This window comes from Calidifontibacter indicus (assembly GCF_003386865.1).
Lineage (GTDB): Bacteria > Actinomycetota > Actinomycetes > Actinomycetales > Dermatophilaceae > Yimella > Yimella indica.
This window is the reverse complement of record NZ_QTUA01000001.1, coordinates 2503717-2519570: the sequence shown is the minus strand read 5'-3', so window position 1 is coordinate 2519570 and position 15854 is coordinate 2503717. Positions and strand designations below refer to the sequence as shown.

13 protein-coding genes are annotated in these 15854 nt (G+C 69.4%); 5 read left to right on the top strand and 8 right to left on the bottom strand.

Annotated elements, in window-relative coordinates; all coding sequences use genetic code 11:
• Positions 1–139 precede the first annotated feature (139 nt).
• The gene (gene dxs / locus DFJ65_RS12020) at positions 140–2020 is read left to right on the top strand and encodes a 1-deoxy-D-xylulose-5-phosphate synthase (protein ID WP_425452989.1); all 1881 of its coding nucleotides are present in this window, start codon (positions 140–142) and stop codon (positions 2018–2020) included.
• A gap of 3 nt (positions 2021–2023) precedes the next feature.
• Positions 2024–3028, top strand: a complete 1005-nt coding sequence (locus DFJ65_RS12015; protein ID WP_115923216.1) for a phosphotransferase — start codon at positions 2024–2026, stop codon at positions 3026–3028.
• A gap of 590 nt (positions 3029–3618) precedes the next feature.
• Here the strand turns inward: DFJ65_RS12015 and DFJ65_RS12010 are convergent.
• The 6 genes from DFJ65_RS12010 to DFJ65_RS11985 all read right to left on the bottom strand — a co-directional run bounded on the left by DFJ65_RS12010 (position 3619) and on the right by DFJ65_RS11985 (position 11311).
• Positions 3619–4386: a glycerophosphodiester phosphodiesterase family protein gene (locus tag DFJ65_RS12010; protein ID WP_115923215.1), complete on the bottom strand. Its 768-nt coding sequence runs from the start codon at positions 4384–4386 to the stop codon at positions 3619–3621.
• Positions 4387–4399: 13 nt separating this feature from the next.
• Entirely contained in the window at positions 4400–5926 is a 1527-nt protein-coding gene (locus DFJ65_RS12005; RefSeq protein ID WP_115923214.1) for a UDP-N-acetylglucosamine 1-carboxyvinyltransferase, read from the bottom strand.
• A gap of 136 nt (positions 5927–6062) precedes the next feature.
• Positions 6063–8168, bottom strand: a complete 2106-nt coding sequence (locus DFJ65_RS12000; RefSeq protein WP_115923213.1) for a 3-hydroxyacyl-CoA dehydrogenase NAD-binding domain-containing protein — start codon at positions 8166–8168, stop codon at positions 6063–6065.
• Positions 8168–9421 (bottom strand): thiolase family protein, encoded by a 1254-nt coding sequence (locus tag DFJ65_RS11995; protein ID WP_115923212.1) that lies wholly within the window; start codon positions 9419–9421, stop codon positions 8168–8170. Before DFJ65_RS11995 ends, DFJ65_RS12000 begins: the two co-directional genes overlap by 1 nt.
• Before the next feature lie 49 nt (positions 9422–9470).
• Positions 9471–10733 carry a ribonuclease D gene (locus tag DFJ65_RS11990; RefSeq protein WP_115923211.1) on the bottom strand — a complete coding sequence of 421 codons (1263 nt, stop codon included), beginning with the start codon at positions 10731–10733 and terminating at the stop codon, positions 9471–9473.
• Positions 10730–11311 (bottom strand): DUF3000 domain-containing protein, encoded by a 582-nt coding sequence (locus tag DFJ65_RS11985; RefSeq protein ID WP_115923210.1) that lies wholly within the window; start codon positions 11309–11311, stop codon positions 10730–10732. Before DFJ65_RS11985 ends, DFJ65_RS11990 begins: the two co-directional genes overlap by 4 nt.
• 73 nt (positions 11312–11384) lie before the next feature.
• Here DFJ65_RS11985 and DFJ65_RS11980 point away from each other — a divergent pair, with 73 nt between their 5' ends.
• Positions 11385–12227: a DMT family transporter gene (locus DFJ65_RS11980; RefSeq protein WP_115923209.1), complete on the top strand. Its 843-nt coding sequence runs from the start codon at positions 11385–11387 to the stop codon at positions 12225–12227.
• A gap of 88 nt (positions 12228–12315) precedes the next feature.
• On the top strand, positions 12316–13362 hold the full coding sequence (gene hemE, locus DFJ65_RS11975) for a uroporphyrinogen decarboxylase (protein WP_281269872.1): 1047 nt from the start codon (positions 12316–12318) through the stop codon (positions 13360–13362).
• A 17-nt stretch (positions 13363–13379) separates the two neighbouring features.
• Here hemE and DFJ65_RS17530 read toward each other — a convergent pair whose 3' ends face one another.
• Both DFJ65_RS17530 and yczE read right to left on the bottom strand, forming a co-directional pair.
• Positions 13380–13532: a hypothetical protein gene (locus tag DFJ65_RS17530; RefSeq protein ID WP_170144081.1), complete on the bottom strand. Its 153-nt coding sequence runs from the start codon at positions 13530–13532 to the stop codon at positions 13380–13382.
• Between the two features lie 128 nt (positions 13533–13660).
• The gene (gene yczE, locus DFJ65_RS11970) at positions 13661–14368 is read right to left on the bottom strand and encodes a membrane protein YczE (RefSeq protein ID WP_115923207.1); all 708 of its coding nucleotides are present in this window, start codon (positions 14366–14368) and stop codon (positions 13661–13663) included.
• Positions 14369–14435: 67 nt separating this feature from the next.
• Between yczE and yczR the strand changes: the two genes are divergently transcribed.
• Positions 14436–15812 (top strand): MocR-like transcription factor YczR, encoded by a 1377-nt coding sequence (gene yczR / locus DFJ65_RS11965; RefSeq protein ID WP_245950434.1) that lies wholly within the window; start codon positions 14436–14438, stop codon positions 15810–15812.
• The last annotated feature ends 42 nt before the right edge of the window (positions 15813–15854 follow it).

Below are 15854 nucleotides of genomic sequence, written 5' to 3'. Positions count from 1 at the left end.
ATGGTGGTTTCGACAGCGACTGGCCAGGAATTCGCCGGACCGGCAAACCGCGAGCGACCGCCCGGCCGCCCGGCATTGCTCTGGGCGGCCGACGATCGCCTAAACTCGATTGACCCCTGTGGAAGGAATGTGCGCACCCGTGGGACTGCTCTTCGGTATCAACGGCCCGTCGGACGTCAAGAACGTCCCGCCCGAAAGCATCGACGACCTCGCTCAGGAGATCCGTGATTTCCTCGTCGATTCGGTGTCCAAGACCGGCGGGCACCTCGGGCCCAACCTCGGCGTCGTCGAACTGACGATCGCGTTGCACCGGGTGTTCGACTCACCGAACGACGCGATCGTGTTCGACACCGGACACCAGTCGTACGTTCACAAACTCCTCACCGGACGCCACGACTTCAGCAAGTTGAAGAAGCAGGGCGGCATCTCCGGTTACCCCAGCCGGGTCGAGTCCGAGCACGACGTCGTCGAGAACTCCCACGCGAGCACGTCCTTGTCGTGGGCGCACGGCATCGCCAAGGGTCGTCGGGTGAAGGGCGAGAACCGGCACACCGTCGCGGTGATCGGCGACGGAGCGCTCACCGGCGGCATGGCCTGGGAGGCCCTGAACAACATCGCCGTCGACAAGGACCTCCCGCTGGTCATCGTGATCAACGACAACGAGCGGTCGTACGCGCCGACGATCGGTGGGTTCGCCGAGCACCTCGCCACGCTGCGCACCACCCGTCAGTACGAGCAGGTGCTCGACTGGGGCAAGGACCGTCTGCAGCGCACCCCGGTGGTCGGCAACGCGATGTACCAGTCGTTGCACGGCATGAAGAAGGGACTCAAGGACGTCCTGTCCCCGCAGCGAGGCATGTTCGAGGACCTCGGCATCAAGTACGTCGGCCCGGTCGACGGGCACGACGAGCAAGCCGTCGAGCATGCCCTCGCCAAGGCGAAGGCGTACGGCGGCCCGGTGCTGGTGCACGTCATCACCCAGAAGGGTCGCGGCTATGCCCCGGCCGCCGAGCACGAGGGCGACCAGTGGCACGGCATCGGCAAGTTCAACCCCGAGACCGGGTTGCCGTTCGAGGTGTCGGGTCGCATCTGGACCGACGAGTTCAGCGACGAGATGGTGCGTCTCGGCGCCGAGCGTGACGACATCGTCGCGATCACCGCGGCGATGCTTATCCCGGTCGGTCTCGACCAGTTCGCCGAGAAGTACCCCGAGCGGGTCTTCGACGTCGGCATCGCCGAGCAGCACGCCGCCACCATGGCCGCCGGTCTGTCCTACGCGGGTCTCCACCCGGTCGTCGCGATCTACGCCACCTTCCTCAACCGCGCCTTCGACCAGGTGCTGATGGACTGCGCGCTGCACAAGCAGGGCGTCACCTTCGTGCTCGACCGCGCCGGGGTCACCGGATCGGACGGCCCGTCGCACAACGGAATGTGGGACATGGCGATCTGCTCGATCGTGCCCGGGCTGCGCCTGGCCGCACCGCGCGACGGTGAGCAGGTGAAGGCACAGCTGCGTGAGGCCGTCGACGTCGACGACGCACCGACCGTCATCCGGTTCCCCAAGGGCGACGTCGCCGAGCCGATCGCCGCCCTGCGCAGCGACGACGGCTACGACGTGCTGTACGAGTCGGGCGACGCAGACCACGAGCCGGAGGTGCTCGTCGTCGCGGTGGGCTCGATGTGTCCGGCCGGCATCGCGGTTGCCGAAAAGCTTGAGGCCCAAGGACATTCGGTCACCGTGATCGACCCGCGCTGGGTGCTGCCGGTGTCGGACGGCGTGGTGGCGAAGGCGCGTGCCGCCGGCCACGTCGTCGTGATCGAGGACAACCTCGTCACCCACGGTGTCGGTGTCGCGGTGAGCCACGCCCTGCGTTCCGCCGGGGCGATGGTGCCGGTGCACACCTACGGCATCCCGGGCCAGTTCCTCGACCACGCCTCCCGCGGTCAGGTGCTGGAGTCGATCGGTCTGACCCCCGACGTCATCACCACCGACCTGCTCGGCCGGCTCGCGCCCCGCTGACGGATGACCTCCGCCGAACAAAGCCAGGAGTCCGTCCGCAGCACCGACCAGTGGGGCGATCGACCCGCCACGCAGGTGTGGACCAGCCGGGAGTGGCTGCGTGAAGCCACGGCGTGGATCGACGAGAGTCTCGAGCGCCGTGGCATCACCCGGGTGCCCACGTCGCCGCTGCAGCCGCGGGTGCGTCCGTGGTCGACCCAACTCGTGGTCGACACCGACCACGGACGCGTGTGGTTCAAGGCCGCCGCACCGTCGATGACCCCCGAGGTGCCGATCTACTCGGCGATCGGTGACGTCGCACCCGACCTGCTCCAGCCGCTCTGGGCCTCGGACGCCGAACGGGGGTGGCTGCTGTCACCCGACCAGGGTCCGGTGCTGCGCGACGGCGCCGACGCCGAGACGGTCACCCCGCTGACCTCTGCGGTGCTGCGCCGCTACGCCCGGTTGCAGAAGGCGGCGGTAAAGGTCGCGGATCGGTTGTGCGACAACGGTGTTCCGAGGTTGGAGCCGTACGACCTGGTGCGCGAGTGGGATGCACAGGGCTTCGGACCGCGGGCCACCACCGCGCTGGCCGACGCCGCCGATCGCCTGCTCGCGGCCGGCTTCCCGACCACGATCCAGCACGACGACCTGCATCTCGGCAATGTCTTCGGCGACGGATCGACCGCGGGCGCGCACGACGCCCGCATCTTCGACTGGGGCGACGCCTACGTCGGCCACCCGCTCTGCTCGCTGCTCATCCCGCTGCGCAGCCCGAGCGCCGGATTCGGGTTGCCCGAAGACCCGGAGCGGGACGCCCGTCTGGTGCGCGCCTACCTCACCTGTTGGTTCGAGCTCGGCTCGAGCACGGCGCTGTCGGCGCTGTTGCCCGACGCGCTGTTGCTGGCCCGCGTGGGTCGCATCCTCGGCTGGCAGCGGGCGTTGGCGCATGCCACCGATGCGCAGAAGCGTGAATGGGCGCAGCACCCGCAGCGGTGGATCGACGAGGTCGTCGAACTCGCCGGCTGAGCGGTGCCGGCGCGGTCGCTAGGGTGACGCCCATGAGCGACGAAGTGCAGGCCCGCGCCGATGCCGGCGGGGACTGTGGGCCGAGATCGTGCTGCGAGCCCCGGAAGCACGCGCCGACCATCGCGGCCCGTCGCCCGGAGCGCGAGTGGACGCCGGTGCGTTCTGACCAGGACGGCCAACGAGCGCTGGTCACCGCCGTACTCGACGGCATCCCGCAGGATCCGGCCGCCCTGCGTGCGACACAGGGGAGCCCGACCAGCAGACGCTCGATCTGTTCGACGACATCCTCGAGGACCTCGAGCAAGCCCTTGTGCTGATCAAACATCAGGGCTTGCACGACGAACGCGAGCTGCGGTTCACCACGATGATGTTCGGCGAGCATCCGTTGGATGACTGGCGCTCGAGCGTGCGCTACCGCCCGACCGCCTACGGCGCCGCGCCCTACCTGGCGCTCACCGGCCCGGGCCGTCCGAAGAGGCGCCGTCGTCACCGATCGCGAGCCACGGCTACGACGTACCGGTGGTGCGGTCGGCGATCCTGTTCCGGGGCTGACCCGACGCTCGTGCTTCCGGTCGGGCCGCGCAGCTCGCTCAGGCCCACGTACCTCGTTCCTGCAGAACGTTTTTCAGAACATCGGCACGGTCGCTGATCAGCCCGTCGACACCGAGGTCGAGCAGTTCGTGCATCTCGTCGGCGTCGTTGATCGTCCAGACGTGCACCTGCTTGCCGAGCGCGTGCGCCATCTGCACGAACGACCGGGTGACGACGGTGACGCGTCCCTGCCGATGTGGCACCTGCAGCGCGTCGACCGGCGCCAGGGCCCGGCGGGCGACGGGACGCAGCTTCCCCTTCGAGGCCAGCACCGCCTGCCGGGTGCGGGCCGAACCCGCCGACGTCGCAACGGGTTTCGACAACCGGCGCAGCACCTCGTCGCGGGTGTGGTCGTCGAACGACGCGACGAGCACCCGGTCGTGGGCGGCGTGCTTCTCGATCGCCTCGGCCAACGCCGGGGCGGCCGAGATGTGCTTGCAGTCGATGTTGAGGCGCAGATCGGGCCAGTTGCCGAACAGGTCGTCCATCAGTGGCACCGGCTGGTCGCCGATGCGGGCCTGGCTCACCTGCGACCAGGCGAGCTCGCGGATGAGCCCGGTCGCGTCACTGACCCGGTCGAGGGTGTCGTCGTGGAACGACACGAGCACCCCGTCGGAGGTCACGTGCACGTCGGTCTCGACATAGGTGTAGCCGAGGTCGACGGCTGCCGCGAACGCCTGGAGTGTGTTCTCCAAGCCGTCGCGGGAGAAGCCGCGGTGGGCCATCGCGACCACACCGCCGTGGTCGAGGTAGGGCGTGCGCGCCATGAAGCCGGCCGGATCAGTCGCGGAAGCTCTCGATCCTCGCGCCGAGCGCGTTGAGGCGCTCGGCGAGTTCCTCGTAGCCGCGGTTGATGACGTAGGTGTTGCGCAGCACCGAGGTGCCGGGCGCGGCCAGCATGCCGAGCAGGATCACGACGCCCGGACGCAGCGCCGGCGGGCACATGACCTCGGCGGCGCGCCAGCGGGTCGGGCCTTCGATGAGAACGCGGTGCGGGTCCATCAGCTTGACCTTGGCGCCGAGGGCGTTGAGGTCGATGAGGTAGATCGCGCGGTTGTCGTAGACCCAGTCGTGGATCGTGGTGCTGCCGGTGGCGGTCGCCGCGATGACGGCGAAGAACGGCAGGTTGTCGATGTTGAGGCCGGGGAACGGCATCGGGTGGATCTTGTCCTTCGGCGCCACCAGGTCGCTCGGAATCGTGGTGATGTCGACCAAGCGGGTCTCGCCGTTGTTGGAGAGGTACTCCGGGGTGATCTCGTACTTGAAGCCCATCACCTCGAGCTGCGCGAGTTCCATCTCCATGAACTCGATCGGCACCCGCTTGACGGTGACCTGCGACTTGGTGACGATCGCGGCCGCGATGAGCGACATGGCCTCGATCGGGTCTTCGGACGGGTGGTACTCGACGTCCTTGTTGATGTCGGCGACGCCGTGGACGGTCAGGGTGGTGGTGCCGATGCCCTCGACGGACACGCCGAGCTCGCGCAGGAAGAAGCAGAGGTCCTGCACCATGTAGTTCGGGCTGGCGTTGCGGATGACGGTCTTGCCCTCGTAGCGGGCGGCCGCGAACAGCACGTTCTCGGTGACCGTGTCGCCGCGCTCGGTGAGCACGATCGCACGCTCGGGGCGCACCGACTTGTCGACGGTGGCGTGGTAGTAACCGTGGGTCGCGACGACGTCGAGACCGAAGTGACGCAGCGCGTGCAGGTGCGGTTCGACGGTGCGCTCACCGAGGTCGCAACCGCCGGCGTTCGGCAGCTTGAACTTCTCGTACTCGTGCAGCAGCGGGCCGAGGAACATCAAGATGGTGCGGGTGCGGCGGGCAGCTGCCTCGTCCATCGAATCGAGGTCGATGGTGTCGCCCGGGACGATCTCCAGGTCGGAGCTGTTCGGCAGCCAGCGGGTCTTCACGCCGACCGAGTCGAGCACCTCGGTGATGCGGTTGACCTCTTCGATGCGCGCGAGGTTGCGCAGCGTCGTCTTGCCCTTGTTCAGCAGCGCCGCACACAGACACGCGACTGCGGCGTTCTTGCTGGTGCGTACGTCGATCTCACCCGAGAGCTGACGCCCGCCTTCGATGCGAAGGTTCAGGGGAGTGTTCGATGCCACGGTTACCACCTCGGTGTCGAGAGCCTGTCCGATCCGCGCGAGCGTCTCCAGACTCAAGTTCTGTTTGCCTTGTTCGATGCGCGCGACGGCGCTCTGACTGGTGTTCAAGGATGCTGCAAGTTCGTGCTGGGTCAGTTGTTTGTGGCGCCGCGCGTCGCGAATGATGCGGCCGACGCGTACCAGATAGTCCTCAGTCACCTCGCGAGGGTATCTCACATATGAGATATCGACGGGACGCAGAGCAGTTTGTTCAGCGTAACGCTGATCACCCCTTCGACACGAAAGGCGCGACCCGTCACGTGGACAGGTCGCGCCTTTCGCGCTCGAGATGTGCTCAGGACGTGGGCACGCTCGCAACGCCCGGAGCCAGGAACCGCGAACCCGTGACCTTCTCGGAGGTGCCGGTGCGGTCCAACAGCGGTGAGATGCCGCCGTTCCAGAACGGGAAACCCGCACCGGTGATCATGGCGAGGTCGATGTCCTGCACCTCGGCAACGACGCCTTCGTCCAGCATGCGGCGGATCTCGTCGGCCATCGAGGCCAGCGCGCTCTCGCGCACCTGCTCGGTGGTGAGCTCCTTCGGGTCGGACGGAGCATCGAACAGCTCCATGACCTTCGGGTCGATCTTCCCGTCGGCGCCGTAGAACGAGGGGATCTTCGCCTCCACGACCTTCGCCAGGTTCTTGCTCGCCCGGAAGCGGTCCGGGAAGGCCTTGGCGAGGGTCTCGCTGTTGTGCAGCGCGATCGCCGGGCCGACCAGCGAGATGAGCATGAACGGCGGCATCGGGGTGAGGCCCGCGAACGCGCGCTCGACGGTCTCGATCGGGGTGCCCTCGTCGACGATCCGGCCCGCATCGCCCATGAACCGACCGAGCAGGCGGTTCACCACGAACGAGGGGGAGTTCTTGACCAGGATGCAGGTCTTCTTCAGACCCTTGCCGGTCGCGAACGCGGTCGCCAGCGTCGCATCGTCGGTCTTGTCGCCACGAATGATCTCCAACAGCGGCATGACGGCCACCGGGTTGAAGAAGTGGAATCCGACGACCCGCTCCGGGTGCTGCAGGTCTTCGGCCATCTCGGTGATCGACAGCGACGAGGTGTTGGTCGCGAGCACGCACTCCGGGGTGACGATCTGCTCGACCTCGGCCCAGACGGTCTTCTTGACCGACATCTCCTCGAAGACGGCCTCGATGACGAAGTCGGCGTCGGCGAAGCCGTCCTTGGTGGTCGAGCCGGTGATGAGCCCCTTGAGCCGGTTCACGCCGTCCGCCGAGACGCGGCCCTTGGCCGCGAGCTTGTCGATCTCGGCGTGCACATAGGCGACGCCCTTGTCGACGCGCTCCTGGTCGAGGTCGGTCATGACGACCGGCACCTTGAGCTGGCGGATGAACAGCATCGCCAGCTGGCTCGCCATCAGGCCGGCACCCACGATGCCCACCTTGGTCACCTTGCGGGCCAGCGACTTGTCGGGTGCACCGGCCGGACGCTTGGCGCGGCGCTGCACGAGGTCGAACGCGTAGAGGCCGGCGCGCAGCTCGTCGCTCATGATGAGGTCGGCGAGCGCCTGGTTCTCCGCCTCGAACGCGTCGGCGCGGTCCGCGGTGCGGGCCGCCTCGACGAGGTCGAGCGCCCGCGTGGCCGAGATCGCGGCACCACCGGTGCGCTGCTCGGCCAGCTTGCGTCCGGCCGAAATCGCTGCGTTCCAGGCGTTTTCGTCGGTGCTGACCGCTGCCCGTTCGACCTTCTCGGTGCCGGCGATGACACCTGCGGCGAAGCCGAGCGAGTCCTCCAGGAAGGTGACCGGCTCGATCAGGCGGTCGGCGCAACCAAGGGCGAAGGCGTCCTTGCCCTTGATCATGCGGTTCTGGTTGAGCGGGTTCTCGACGATCAGCTTGAGCGCGTTCTCGACACCGATGAGGTGCGGCAGCAGGTAGGTGCCGCCCCAGCCGGGCACGAGACCGAGGAAGACCTCGGGCGTGGAGTAGGCCGGCACGTCCGCGGAGATCGTGCGGTAGTCGGCGTACAGCGCGATCTCGACACCGCCACCCATCGACGCGCCGTTGATGAACGCGAAGGTGGGCACCGTGAGGTCGGCGATCTTGCTGAAGGTCTCGTGGCCGAGCCGGGCGATCTCGAGGGCCTGCTCACGCGAGGTGATCGTGCCGATGCCCTTGAGGTCTGCGCCCACCGCGAAGATGAACGGCTTCCCGGTGATGCCGAGACCGACGATCTCGCCGGCTTCGGCGCGCGTGGCCGCCTTGTCGAGGGCCGCGGACAGCTCGGCGAGGCCGGCAGGTCCGAAGCTGTTCGGCTTGGTGTGGTCGAACCCGTTGTCGAGGGTGAGCAGCACGAACGTGCCTGCGTCACCGGGCAATTGCACGTCCTGGCTGCGGACGTGGGTGACGACCTCGTCGGGCTGCTGGAGCTGGGTCTGCGTCATCAGGCGACACCTTCCTGGGTCTTGCGGCCGGACGCGTCGTCGGCGACCGAGCTGCGGTAGTCGGCGTGGTGCGGGTTCTCCCAGATGACCGCTCCACCCATGCCGATGCCGATGCACATTGCGGTGAGGCCGTAGCGCACCTCGGGGTGCTCGGCGAACTGGCGCGACAGCTGCGTCATCAGGCGCACACCGGAGGATGCGAGCGGGTGACCGGTGGCGATGGCGCCGCCCCACGGGTTGACACGGGCGTCGTCGTCGGCGATGCCGAAGTGCTCGAGGAAGGCGAGCACCTGCACGGCGAACGCCTCGTTGAGTTCGAACAGGCCGATGTCGTCGATGGTGAGACCGGCGTGGTCGAGGGCCTTCTCGGTGGCCGGCACCGGTCCGATGCCCATGACCTCGGGGTCGACGCCGACGAAGGAGTAGGTGACCATCCGCATGCCGACCGGCAGGTCGAGCTCGTGCGCGGCCCGCTCGGAGGCGAGCAGGCAGGCGGTGGCGCCGTCGTTGAGGCCGGCGGCGTTGCCCGCGGTGACATTGCCGTGCGGGCGGAACGGGGTCTTGAGCGACTCGAGGTCTTCGATCTTCACGCCCTTGCGCGGCGGCTCGTCGACGGTCGCCAGGCCCCAGCCCTTCTCCGCGTGGCGGGTGGCCACGGGCACCAGGTCGGGCTGGATCTTGCCGTCGGCGTACGCCTGCTCGAGCTTGTTCTGCGAGCCCACCGCGAACGCGTCGCAGCGCTGCTTGGTGATGCTCGGGAAGCGGTCGTGCAGGTTCTCGGCGGTTTGGCCCATGACCAGCGCGGACGGGTCGACGAGTTTCTCGGCGACGATCCGCGGGTTCGGGTCGACGCCCTCGCCCATCGGGTGCCGGCCCATGTGCTCGACGCCGCCGGCGATGGCGACCTCGTAGGCGCCGAACGCGATGGACGACGCGGTGTTGGTGACGGCCGTCATGGCGCCGGCGCACATGCGGTCGACCGAGTAGCCCGGCGTCGACTTCGGCAGGCCGGACAGGAGAGCGGCCATCCGGCCGAGGGTCAGACCCTGGTCGCCGATCTGCGTCGTGGCCGCGATCGCGACCTCCTCGACGCGCTCCGGCGGCAGGTTGGGCTGGCGGCGCAGCAGGTCACGGATGCATTTGATGACGAGGTCGTCGGCACGGGTCTGGGCGTAGATGCCCTTCTCGCCTGCCTTGCCGAACGGCGTACGGACGCCGTCGACGAAAACGACCTCGGAGAGTGTGCGGGGCACAGTGCCTCCCGGGTGAGTCGATTGGTCGGCACAACTCTAGCCCGGCTTGTTACTCGCCGGTAAGGGGGTGCTCCGCGACAGCCTTCTCGATCATCGGCGTCACGATGTCGACCTGCCACTCGCGCGCACCGAGCTCGCTGAGTTCGCGCGAGATCGTTTGTGCGTCAAGGGGGTTCGAGGGCTCCCAGAGCACGCGGCGCAGGTAGTCGGGGGTGAGGATGTTCTCCACCGGAACGTGATGTTCCTCGCCGAACGCGGCGAGGTCTTCGCGCACCTGGGTGAGGCGCGCCGCCGCGACGGGGTCGCGATCGGCCCACACCCGCTGCGGCGGGGGAGCGTCGCTGCGCAGGGTTGCCGGCGGCAGGTCGCGCTCGTTCATCGCGCCCACCCGGCGGACGGCGTCGAGCCAGTCGCGCTGGTAGCGCGGCAGGCCCGGGTGCGGGCGTCCGCGGCGATTTGAGGCGCCGGGCAGCGCCATCAGGTCGGCCGCGCTGGTGGGGGCGCCGTTGGCGATCTCGACGAGCAACGCATCGGGCAGCACGCGTCCGGGGGAGGTGTCGCGGTGCTGGGCGATGACGTCGCGGGCCTGCCAGAGTTCACGCACGCGAGCGATCGCCCGCCGGTTGCGGATCTTGTGCATGCCCGAGGTGCGCCGCCAGGGGTCCTTCCGCTGCGGAGGCCCGGTGAACGAGGTGAGCGCGTGGAACTCCTGGGCGGCCCAGTCGGCCTTGCCCTGCGACTCCAGGTCGGCGGCGAGACGGTCACGCACCTCCACCAGCACCTCGACGTCCAGCGCGGCGTAACTGAGCCAGGGCTGCGGCAGCGGACGCTCCGACCAGTCGACCGCGGAGTGCTCCTTGGCGAGGGTGACTCCGACGTAGTGCTCGACGACCGACGCCAGACCGACTCGCGGCAATCCGGCCAGGCGAGAACCGAGTTCGGTGTCGAAGAGTTTGCTCGGGTGCAGGCCGACCTCGGCGAGGCAGGGGAGGTCCTGGGTGGCTGCGTGCAGCACCCACTCGACATCGCCGATGACGTCCTGGATCGGGCCGAGATCGGGGCAGGCGATCGGGTCGATGAGGTGCGTGCCCGATCCGTCACGATGGATCTGAACCAGGTAGGCGCGATTGCCGTACCGGAAACCCGACGCCCGTTCGGCGTCGAGCGCGACGGGTCCGTGGCCGTCGGCGAGGGCGCGGGCGGCGTCCGTCAGCGCGCGCTCGGTGTCGATGACCGGTGGGACACCGTCGGCGGGGGCCGCGAGCAGGGGGTACTCGGGCTGGTCGGTGGGCTGGGTCTCGTCGGTCGTCATCGACGCTGCCCCGGCAGCGGCACCACTCCGTCGGGCAGCGGCGGCAGGCCGGCGATGGTGCAGAGCATCGCGCCCCAGGCCTGCAGGTGCGGGGTGAGGTCTTCGTCGGAGGGAGTCCACGACGCGCGGACCTCCATCTCGACCGTCGTGCCGTTGTCGGTGAGGCCGCCGTAGCCCTGGGACAGCACCCGGGTGACCGTTCCGGCCTCCGCGGTGTAACCGGCTTCGGCCTCGTCGAGGGCGTCGGTCAGCCAGGTCCAGCCGACATCGCCGAGCATCGGGTCGGCGGCGAGTTCGGGCTCGAGTTGGGCGCGGGCGAAGGTGACGATGCGCCAGGCGCCTTCCCACGGTTCGGGGCAGCTCGGGTCGTGGAGCACGACGAAGCGGCCGGAGGCGAGTTCGTCTTCATCCGGGCCGGCGGCGACGTCGGCGGTCATCGCCACGGAGTAGGGCGCGATGCGGCCGGGGGCCGGCACCTCGGTGAGGCTCACCTCGGGCCGAAGGCGCACGCCTTCCAGCGCGCGGACGACGCGGGAGAAGTGCGACCCGATGTCGCTGCTGGCCTTGTTCGAACTCACCCTGCGAGCTTAGGTCGAACATGCCTACGAAGCCGGGAGCGGCACGCGGGAGGATGGGCATCATGGTGTTCGCATGGTGACGCTGTTGGCGCTCTGCTCGAGCCTGGTGTGGGGCACGTCCGACTTCGCCGGTGGCTCGTTCACCAAACGCATCGCGGCGGTGCGCGTGGTCGGTGTCGCACAGATCGGCGGCCTGGTCATCATGACCGTCGTGCTGCTGGTGCGCCTGGTCGCGGGTGAGGTGCCCGCCGACGGGCTGTGGCCGCTGTACGGCGCGCTCGCCGGCATTACCGGCGCCGTCGGACTGGTCTGTTTCTACGCGGCGCTGTCGCTGGGCACGATGGGCGTGGTCTCGCCGATCGCGGCGATGGGGGCGATCGTGCCGGTGACGATCGGCATCAGCCGTGGCGAACGCTTCAGCGTGGCCGTCGGAATCGGCTTGGCGCTCATGCTGATCGGAGTCGTGCTCGCGTCGGGCCCCGAACTCTCGGGCGACGCCGGACGGCTGCCGGTGCTGCTCGCGGCGTGCGCCGCCTGCTGCTTCGGACTCTCGCTGTTCTTCATGAACGAAGGCGCCGCGATCGACATCGTGCCCGCACTGTGGGCGATGCGGGTCGCGAGCGTGGCGACCCTGCTGACCGCGTGGTGGCTGTGGCCGGGAGGTCCGCCCGGGGGCAGCGTGCGGCGACGCGATGTGCTGCCGTTGATGCTCGTCGGCAGCGGCGACCTTGCCGCGAACGTGTTGTTCAGTGTGGCCGCGACGGGCGGACTGGTGAGCGTGGTCAGCGTGCTCGGGTCGCTCTACCCGGTCGTGACACTGCTGTGGGCGCGGGCGCTGCTCGATGAGCGGCTGCGGCCGATCCAGTTGGCCGGGGTGGCGACCACCGTCGCCGGGCTCGCGTTCGTGGTGCAGTGAGGCGGTGCAGTGAGGCGGTGCAGTGAGGTCGTGCACTGAGGTGGTGCAGTGAACGGCGCGCGCCGCGTCTCATGGCAGGATCGGTGCCGTGACTGCTGCACCTGCCGACCCGCGCGACAGCGCCCTCGTCCGAGCCGCCCGTGGCCTGTCCGTGCCGCACACCCCGGTGTGGTTCATGCGCCAGGCCGGACGCTCGCTGCCGGAGTACAAGAAGGTGCGCGAGGGCGTGCCGATGCTCCAGTCGTGCCGCACGCCCGAACTCGTCACCGAGATCACCTTGCAGCCGGTGCGCCGCCACAAGGTCGATGCCGCGATCTTCTTCAGTGACATCGTCGTGCCGTTGGCCGCGGCCGGTATCGACCTCGACATCGTGCCCGGCACGGGTCCGGTTGTCGCCTCGCCGGTGCGTTCGCGCGCCGATGTCGACGCCCTGCCCGAGCTCGACCCGGCGCAGATCGACGACATCGCCACCTCCGTCCGCATGCTCACGGCCGAGCTCGGTGGCACGCCGCTGATCGGCTTCGCGGGTGCGCCGTTCACCCTGGCGAGCTACCTGGTCGAGGGCGGCCCCTCGCGCAACCACGAGCACACCAAGGCGATGATGTACGGCGACCCCGACGCGTGGAACGCGTTGTGCGCCAAGCTGGCCCGCATCTCGGCCACCTTCTTGCAGGTGCAGGTCGACGCCGGCGCGTCGGCGATCCAGCTGTTCGACTCCTGGGTGGGGGCGCTGTCGGCGGCCGACTACGAGCGGTTCGTGCAGCCGCACTCGGCGGCCGTGCTGTCGACGATCGGTCAGCACGACGTGCCGCGCATCCACTTCGGTGTGGGCACCGGTGAGCTTTTGCCGGCGATGGGTGCGGCCGGGGCCGACGTCGTCGGTGTCGACTTCCGGTTGCCGCTCGACGAGGCGGCTCGTCGCATCGGACCCGAGTACTCGGTGCAGGGCAACCTCGACCCGGCGCTGCTGTTCGCGCCGTGGGAACCGCTGCGCGACAAGGTGATCGAGATCCTCGAAGCGGGCAAGGCTGCGCGCGGCCACATCTTCAACCTCGGTCACGGAGTGCTGCCGACCACCGACCCCGACGTGCTCACCCGGGTCGTCGAACTGGTGCACGCACACTCGGCCCGCTGAGGCAGGCGCGACCGAGGTCAGGGGCGACGGCTGGTGAGTTCGACGTGGTCGTCGTCGACCACGTCGCAGGTGATGGTCGTGTCGACCACCTTGAAGCTGGAGCCCTGGGTGCAGATGTTCTCGGCGCCGCCGGCCTGGATGAGCGCCTCGCCGTCCTTCTTGGCGCGCACGAGTCGAATGCGGTCGTTCTTGAGCCGGATCTTGCCGGTGCCGTCCTCGGTCGCGTAGGGGCCAGGCGATCGGTCCGCACGTACGTCACCTACCCGCCCGCCGAGTGATCCGGTCGCGGCGCTCTTGGTCAGTCGCCGCGCTCGGCCAACTCCACCTCGGTCGGGGTGTGGCGTTCGGGCAACTCCACGATGCAGGCCGGCAGGAAGAACTGCACCAGCGGGCCGATCAGCAGGGCGTAGGCGAGCGTGCCGATGCCGACGATTCCGCCCAACAGCCAGCCGATCACGAGCACGGTGAGTTCGATACCGGTGCGCACCAGCCGCAGACTCACCCCGGTGCGTCGGTGCAGCCCGGTCATCAGCCCGTCGCGCGGCCCGGGGCCGAGTTGACTGCCGATATAGAGTGCGCCACCGAGTCCGTTGATCACCAGCGCGGCAGCGAACAGCGGCACCTGGTGGCTCAGCCCGTGGGCCTCGGGCAGCACCCGCAACGAGATGTCGGTGGCGACGCCGATCCAGACCGCGTTCGCGATGGTGCCGAGGCCGGGCCACTGGCGCAGCGGCGCCCAGAGCAGCAGCACCGGGATGCTCACCACGATCACGGCGACGCCGAGTGACCACCCGGTGTGCAGGGAGACGCCGTAGTGGAAGACGTCCCACGGGTCGAGGCCCACGCCGGCGCGTACCATCATCGCCATCGCGAGGCCGTACATCGACAGGCCGACGAACAACTGCACGAGGCGGCGGGTCAGGCGTCCGGCACGCAGTTGTGCCAGTGGGGACAGGTTTGCCAATTGGCGAGGTGCGGGTCGTGCCGCGGCGACGGTCGTGCTCATGCACCCCAGCATGACCGAAAGTGGCCTTGTTCTATATAGCCACTTGTGTGAGAGTGGCTCGGTGACCATGCGCATCTCGGCGAGCCGTCTCGGCTCCCTGCTCGGCGACGACCGCGGCGACGGGCCCGCCTACCTCTGGATCGCCGACGGCATCCGGGCCGCCGTCGCCGACGGACGCGTGATGCACGGGATGCGGCTGCCGGGCGAGCGCGAGCTCGCGCCCGCTCTCGCCGTCTCGCGCACCACGATCACCAAGGCCTACTCCGTGCTCACCGAGCGCGGCTACGCCCAGGCCAAGCAGGGCTCGGGCACCACCGTCGTGCTGCCCGGTGGCCGTCCCGACGAGGGCGACGCCGAACCGCTCGACGACCGGCCGGCCGACCCGCGCCTGCTCAACCTGGTGCAGGCCGCCCCGCCCGCGACACCGGGGCTGCAGGCCGCCTTCGAGACGGCGCTCGAGCAGTTGCCCCGCTTCACCACCGGCCGCGGCTACTACTCGCTCGGCATCCCAGAGTTGCGAGAGGCGATCGCGCAGCGCTTCGTCGATCGCGGGGTCGCCACCAGTGCCGACCAGATCGTGGTCACGGCGGGCGCCAGTTCTGCGGTCGGCATCGTGCTCACCGCCCTCACCGCGCCGCGCGCGGCGGTCGTTCTCGAAAGTCCCGGCTATCCCAACACCGTGCAGGCCGTGCGCGGCACCGGACGGCGACCCGTGGGCGTGCCGGTCGGCGACCTCGCCGCCCACGACGAGGCGCTCGCCCGGGCGAAGACCTGCCTGGTCGTCCTCGACTTCCAGAACCCCACCGGCGGGCTCGCCGACGACGAACATCGGGCCCAGCTCGCGCGGATCTGGACGCGGCGCGGCACCACGCCGATCGTCGACGAGACGCTCGTCGAGACCTGGTTGGACGACGAGCCCCAGGTGCGCCCGATGGCCGCGCACCACCCGGGCGCCATCACCATCGGATCGGCGAGCAAGACCCACTGGGGCGGGATGCGCCTGGGCTGGATCCGGGCTCCGCGCCACCTCGTCGGCGCGCTCTCGGCCGCGCGGCGCAGTTTCGACCTGGGCTCGCCGGTGCTCGAGCAGCTCGCCCTCGACGAGTTGCTGCGCACCCGACCCGGGCTGCATCCGGAGATGCGTCGGATGCTGCGGGGCAGTCGGGATCGGTTGTGGGAGTTCGGAATCGGCTGCGGGTGGGAGGCCACCCGCCCGCACGGCGGCCTCAGCATCTGGTGGCGCCTGCCGCGTCCGCGCGGTGCCGCCCTGGCGACGGCGGCCGAACGCGAGGGCCTGTCGATGCTGCCCGGCGCCGCCTTCGCCGTCGACGGACGCGGGCTCGACTCCTTCCTGCGCACCCCGTTCACGCTGCGTCCCGAAGACATCGATCGGGTGCTGCCGGCGCTGCGCGCGGCGGCGGAGCGCGCCGGCCTCTCGGGCTAGCTACTACCCGGCGTCGGAGTTGTTCGTCGAGCGTGGGAAACT

Bases quoted from the DNA above. Each gene is read 5' to 3' on its own strand.
- yczE (WP_115923207.1), bottom strand. From the start codon at position 14,368: ATGAGCACGACCGTCGCCGCGGCACGACCCGCACCTCGCCAATTGGCA.
- DFJ65_RS12000 (WP_115923213.1), bottom strand. From the start codon at position 8,168: ATGACGCAGACCCAGCTCCAGCAGCCCGACGAGGTCGTCACCCACGTC.
- DFJ65_RS12010 (WP_115923215.1), bottom strand. From the start codon at position 4,386: ATGGCGCGCACGCCCTACCTCGACCACGGCGGTGTGGTCGCGATGGCC.
- yczR (WP_245950434.1), top strand. From the start codon at position 14,436: ATGCGCATCTCGGCGAGCCGTCTCGGCTCCCTGCTCGGCGACGACCGC.
- DFJ65_RS11990 (WP_115923211.1), bottom strand. From the start codon at position 10,733: ATGACGACCGACGAGACCCAGCCCACCGACCAGCCCGAGTACCCCCTG.
- DFJ65_RS11980 (WP_115923209.1), top strand. From the start codon at position 11,385: ATGGTGACGCTGTTGGCGCTCTGCTCGAGCCTGGTGTGGGGCACGTCC.
- DFJ65_RS12015 (WP_115923216.1), top strand. From the start codon at position 2,024: ATGACCTCCGCCGAACAAAGCCAGGAGTCCGTCCGCAGCACCGACCAG.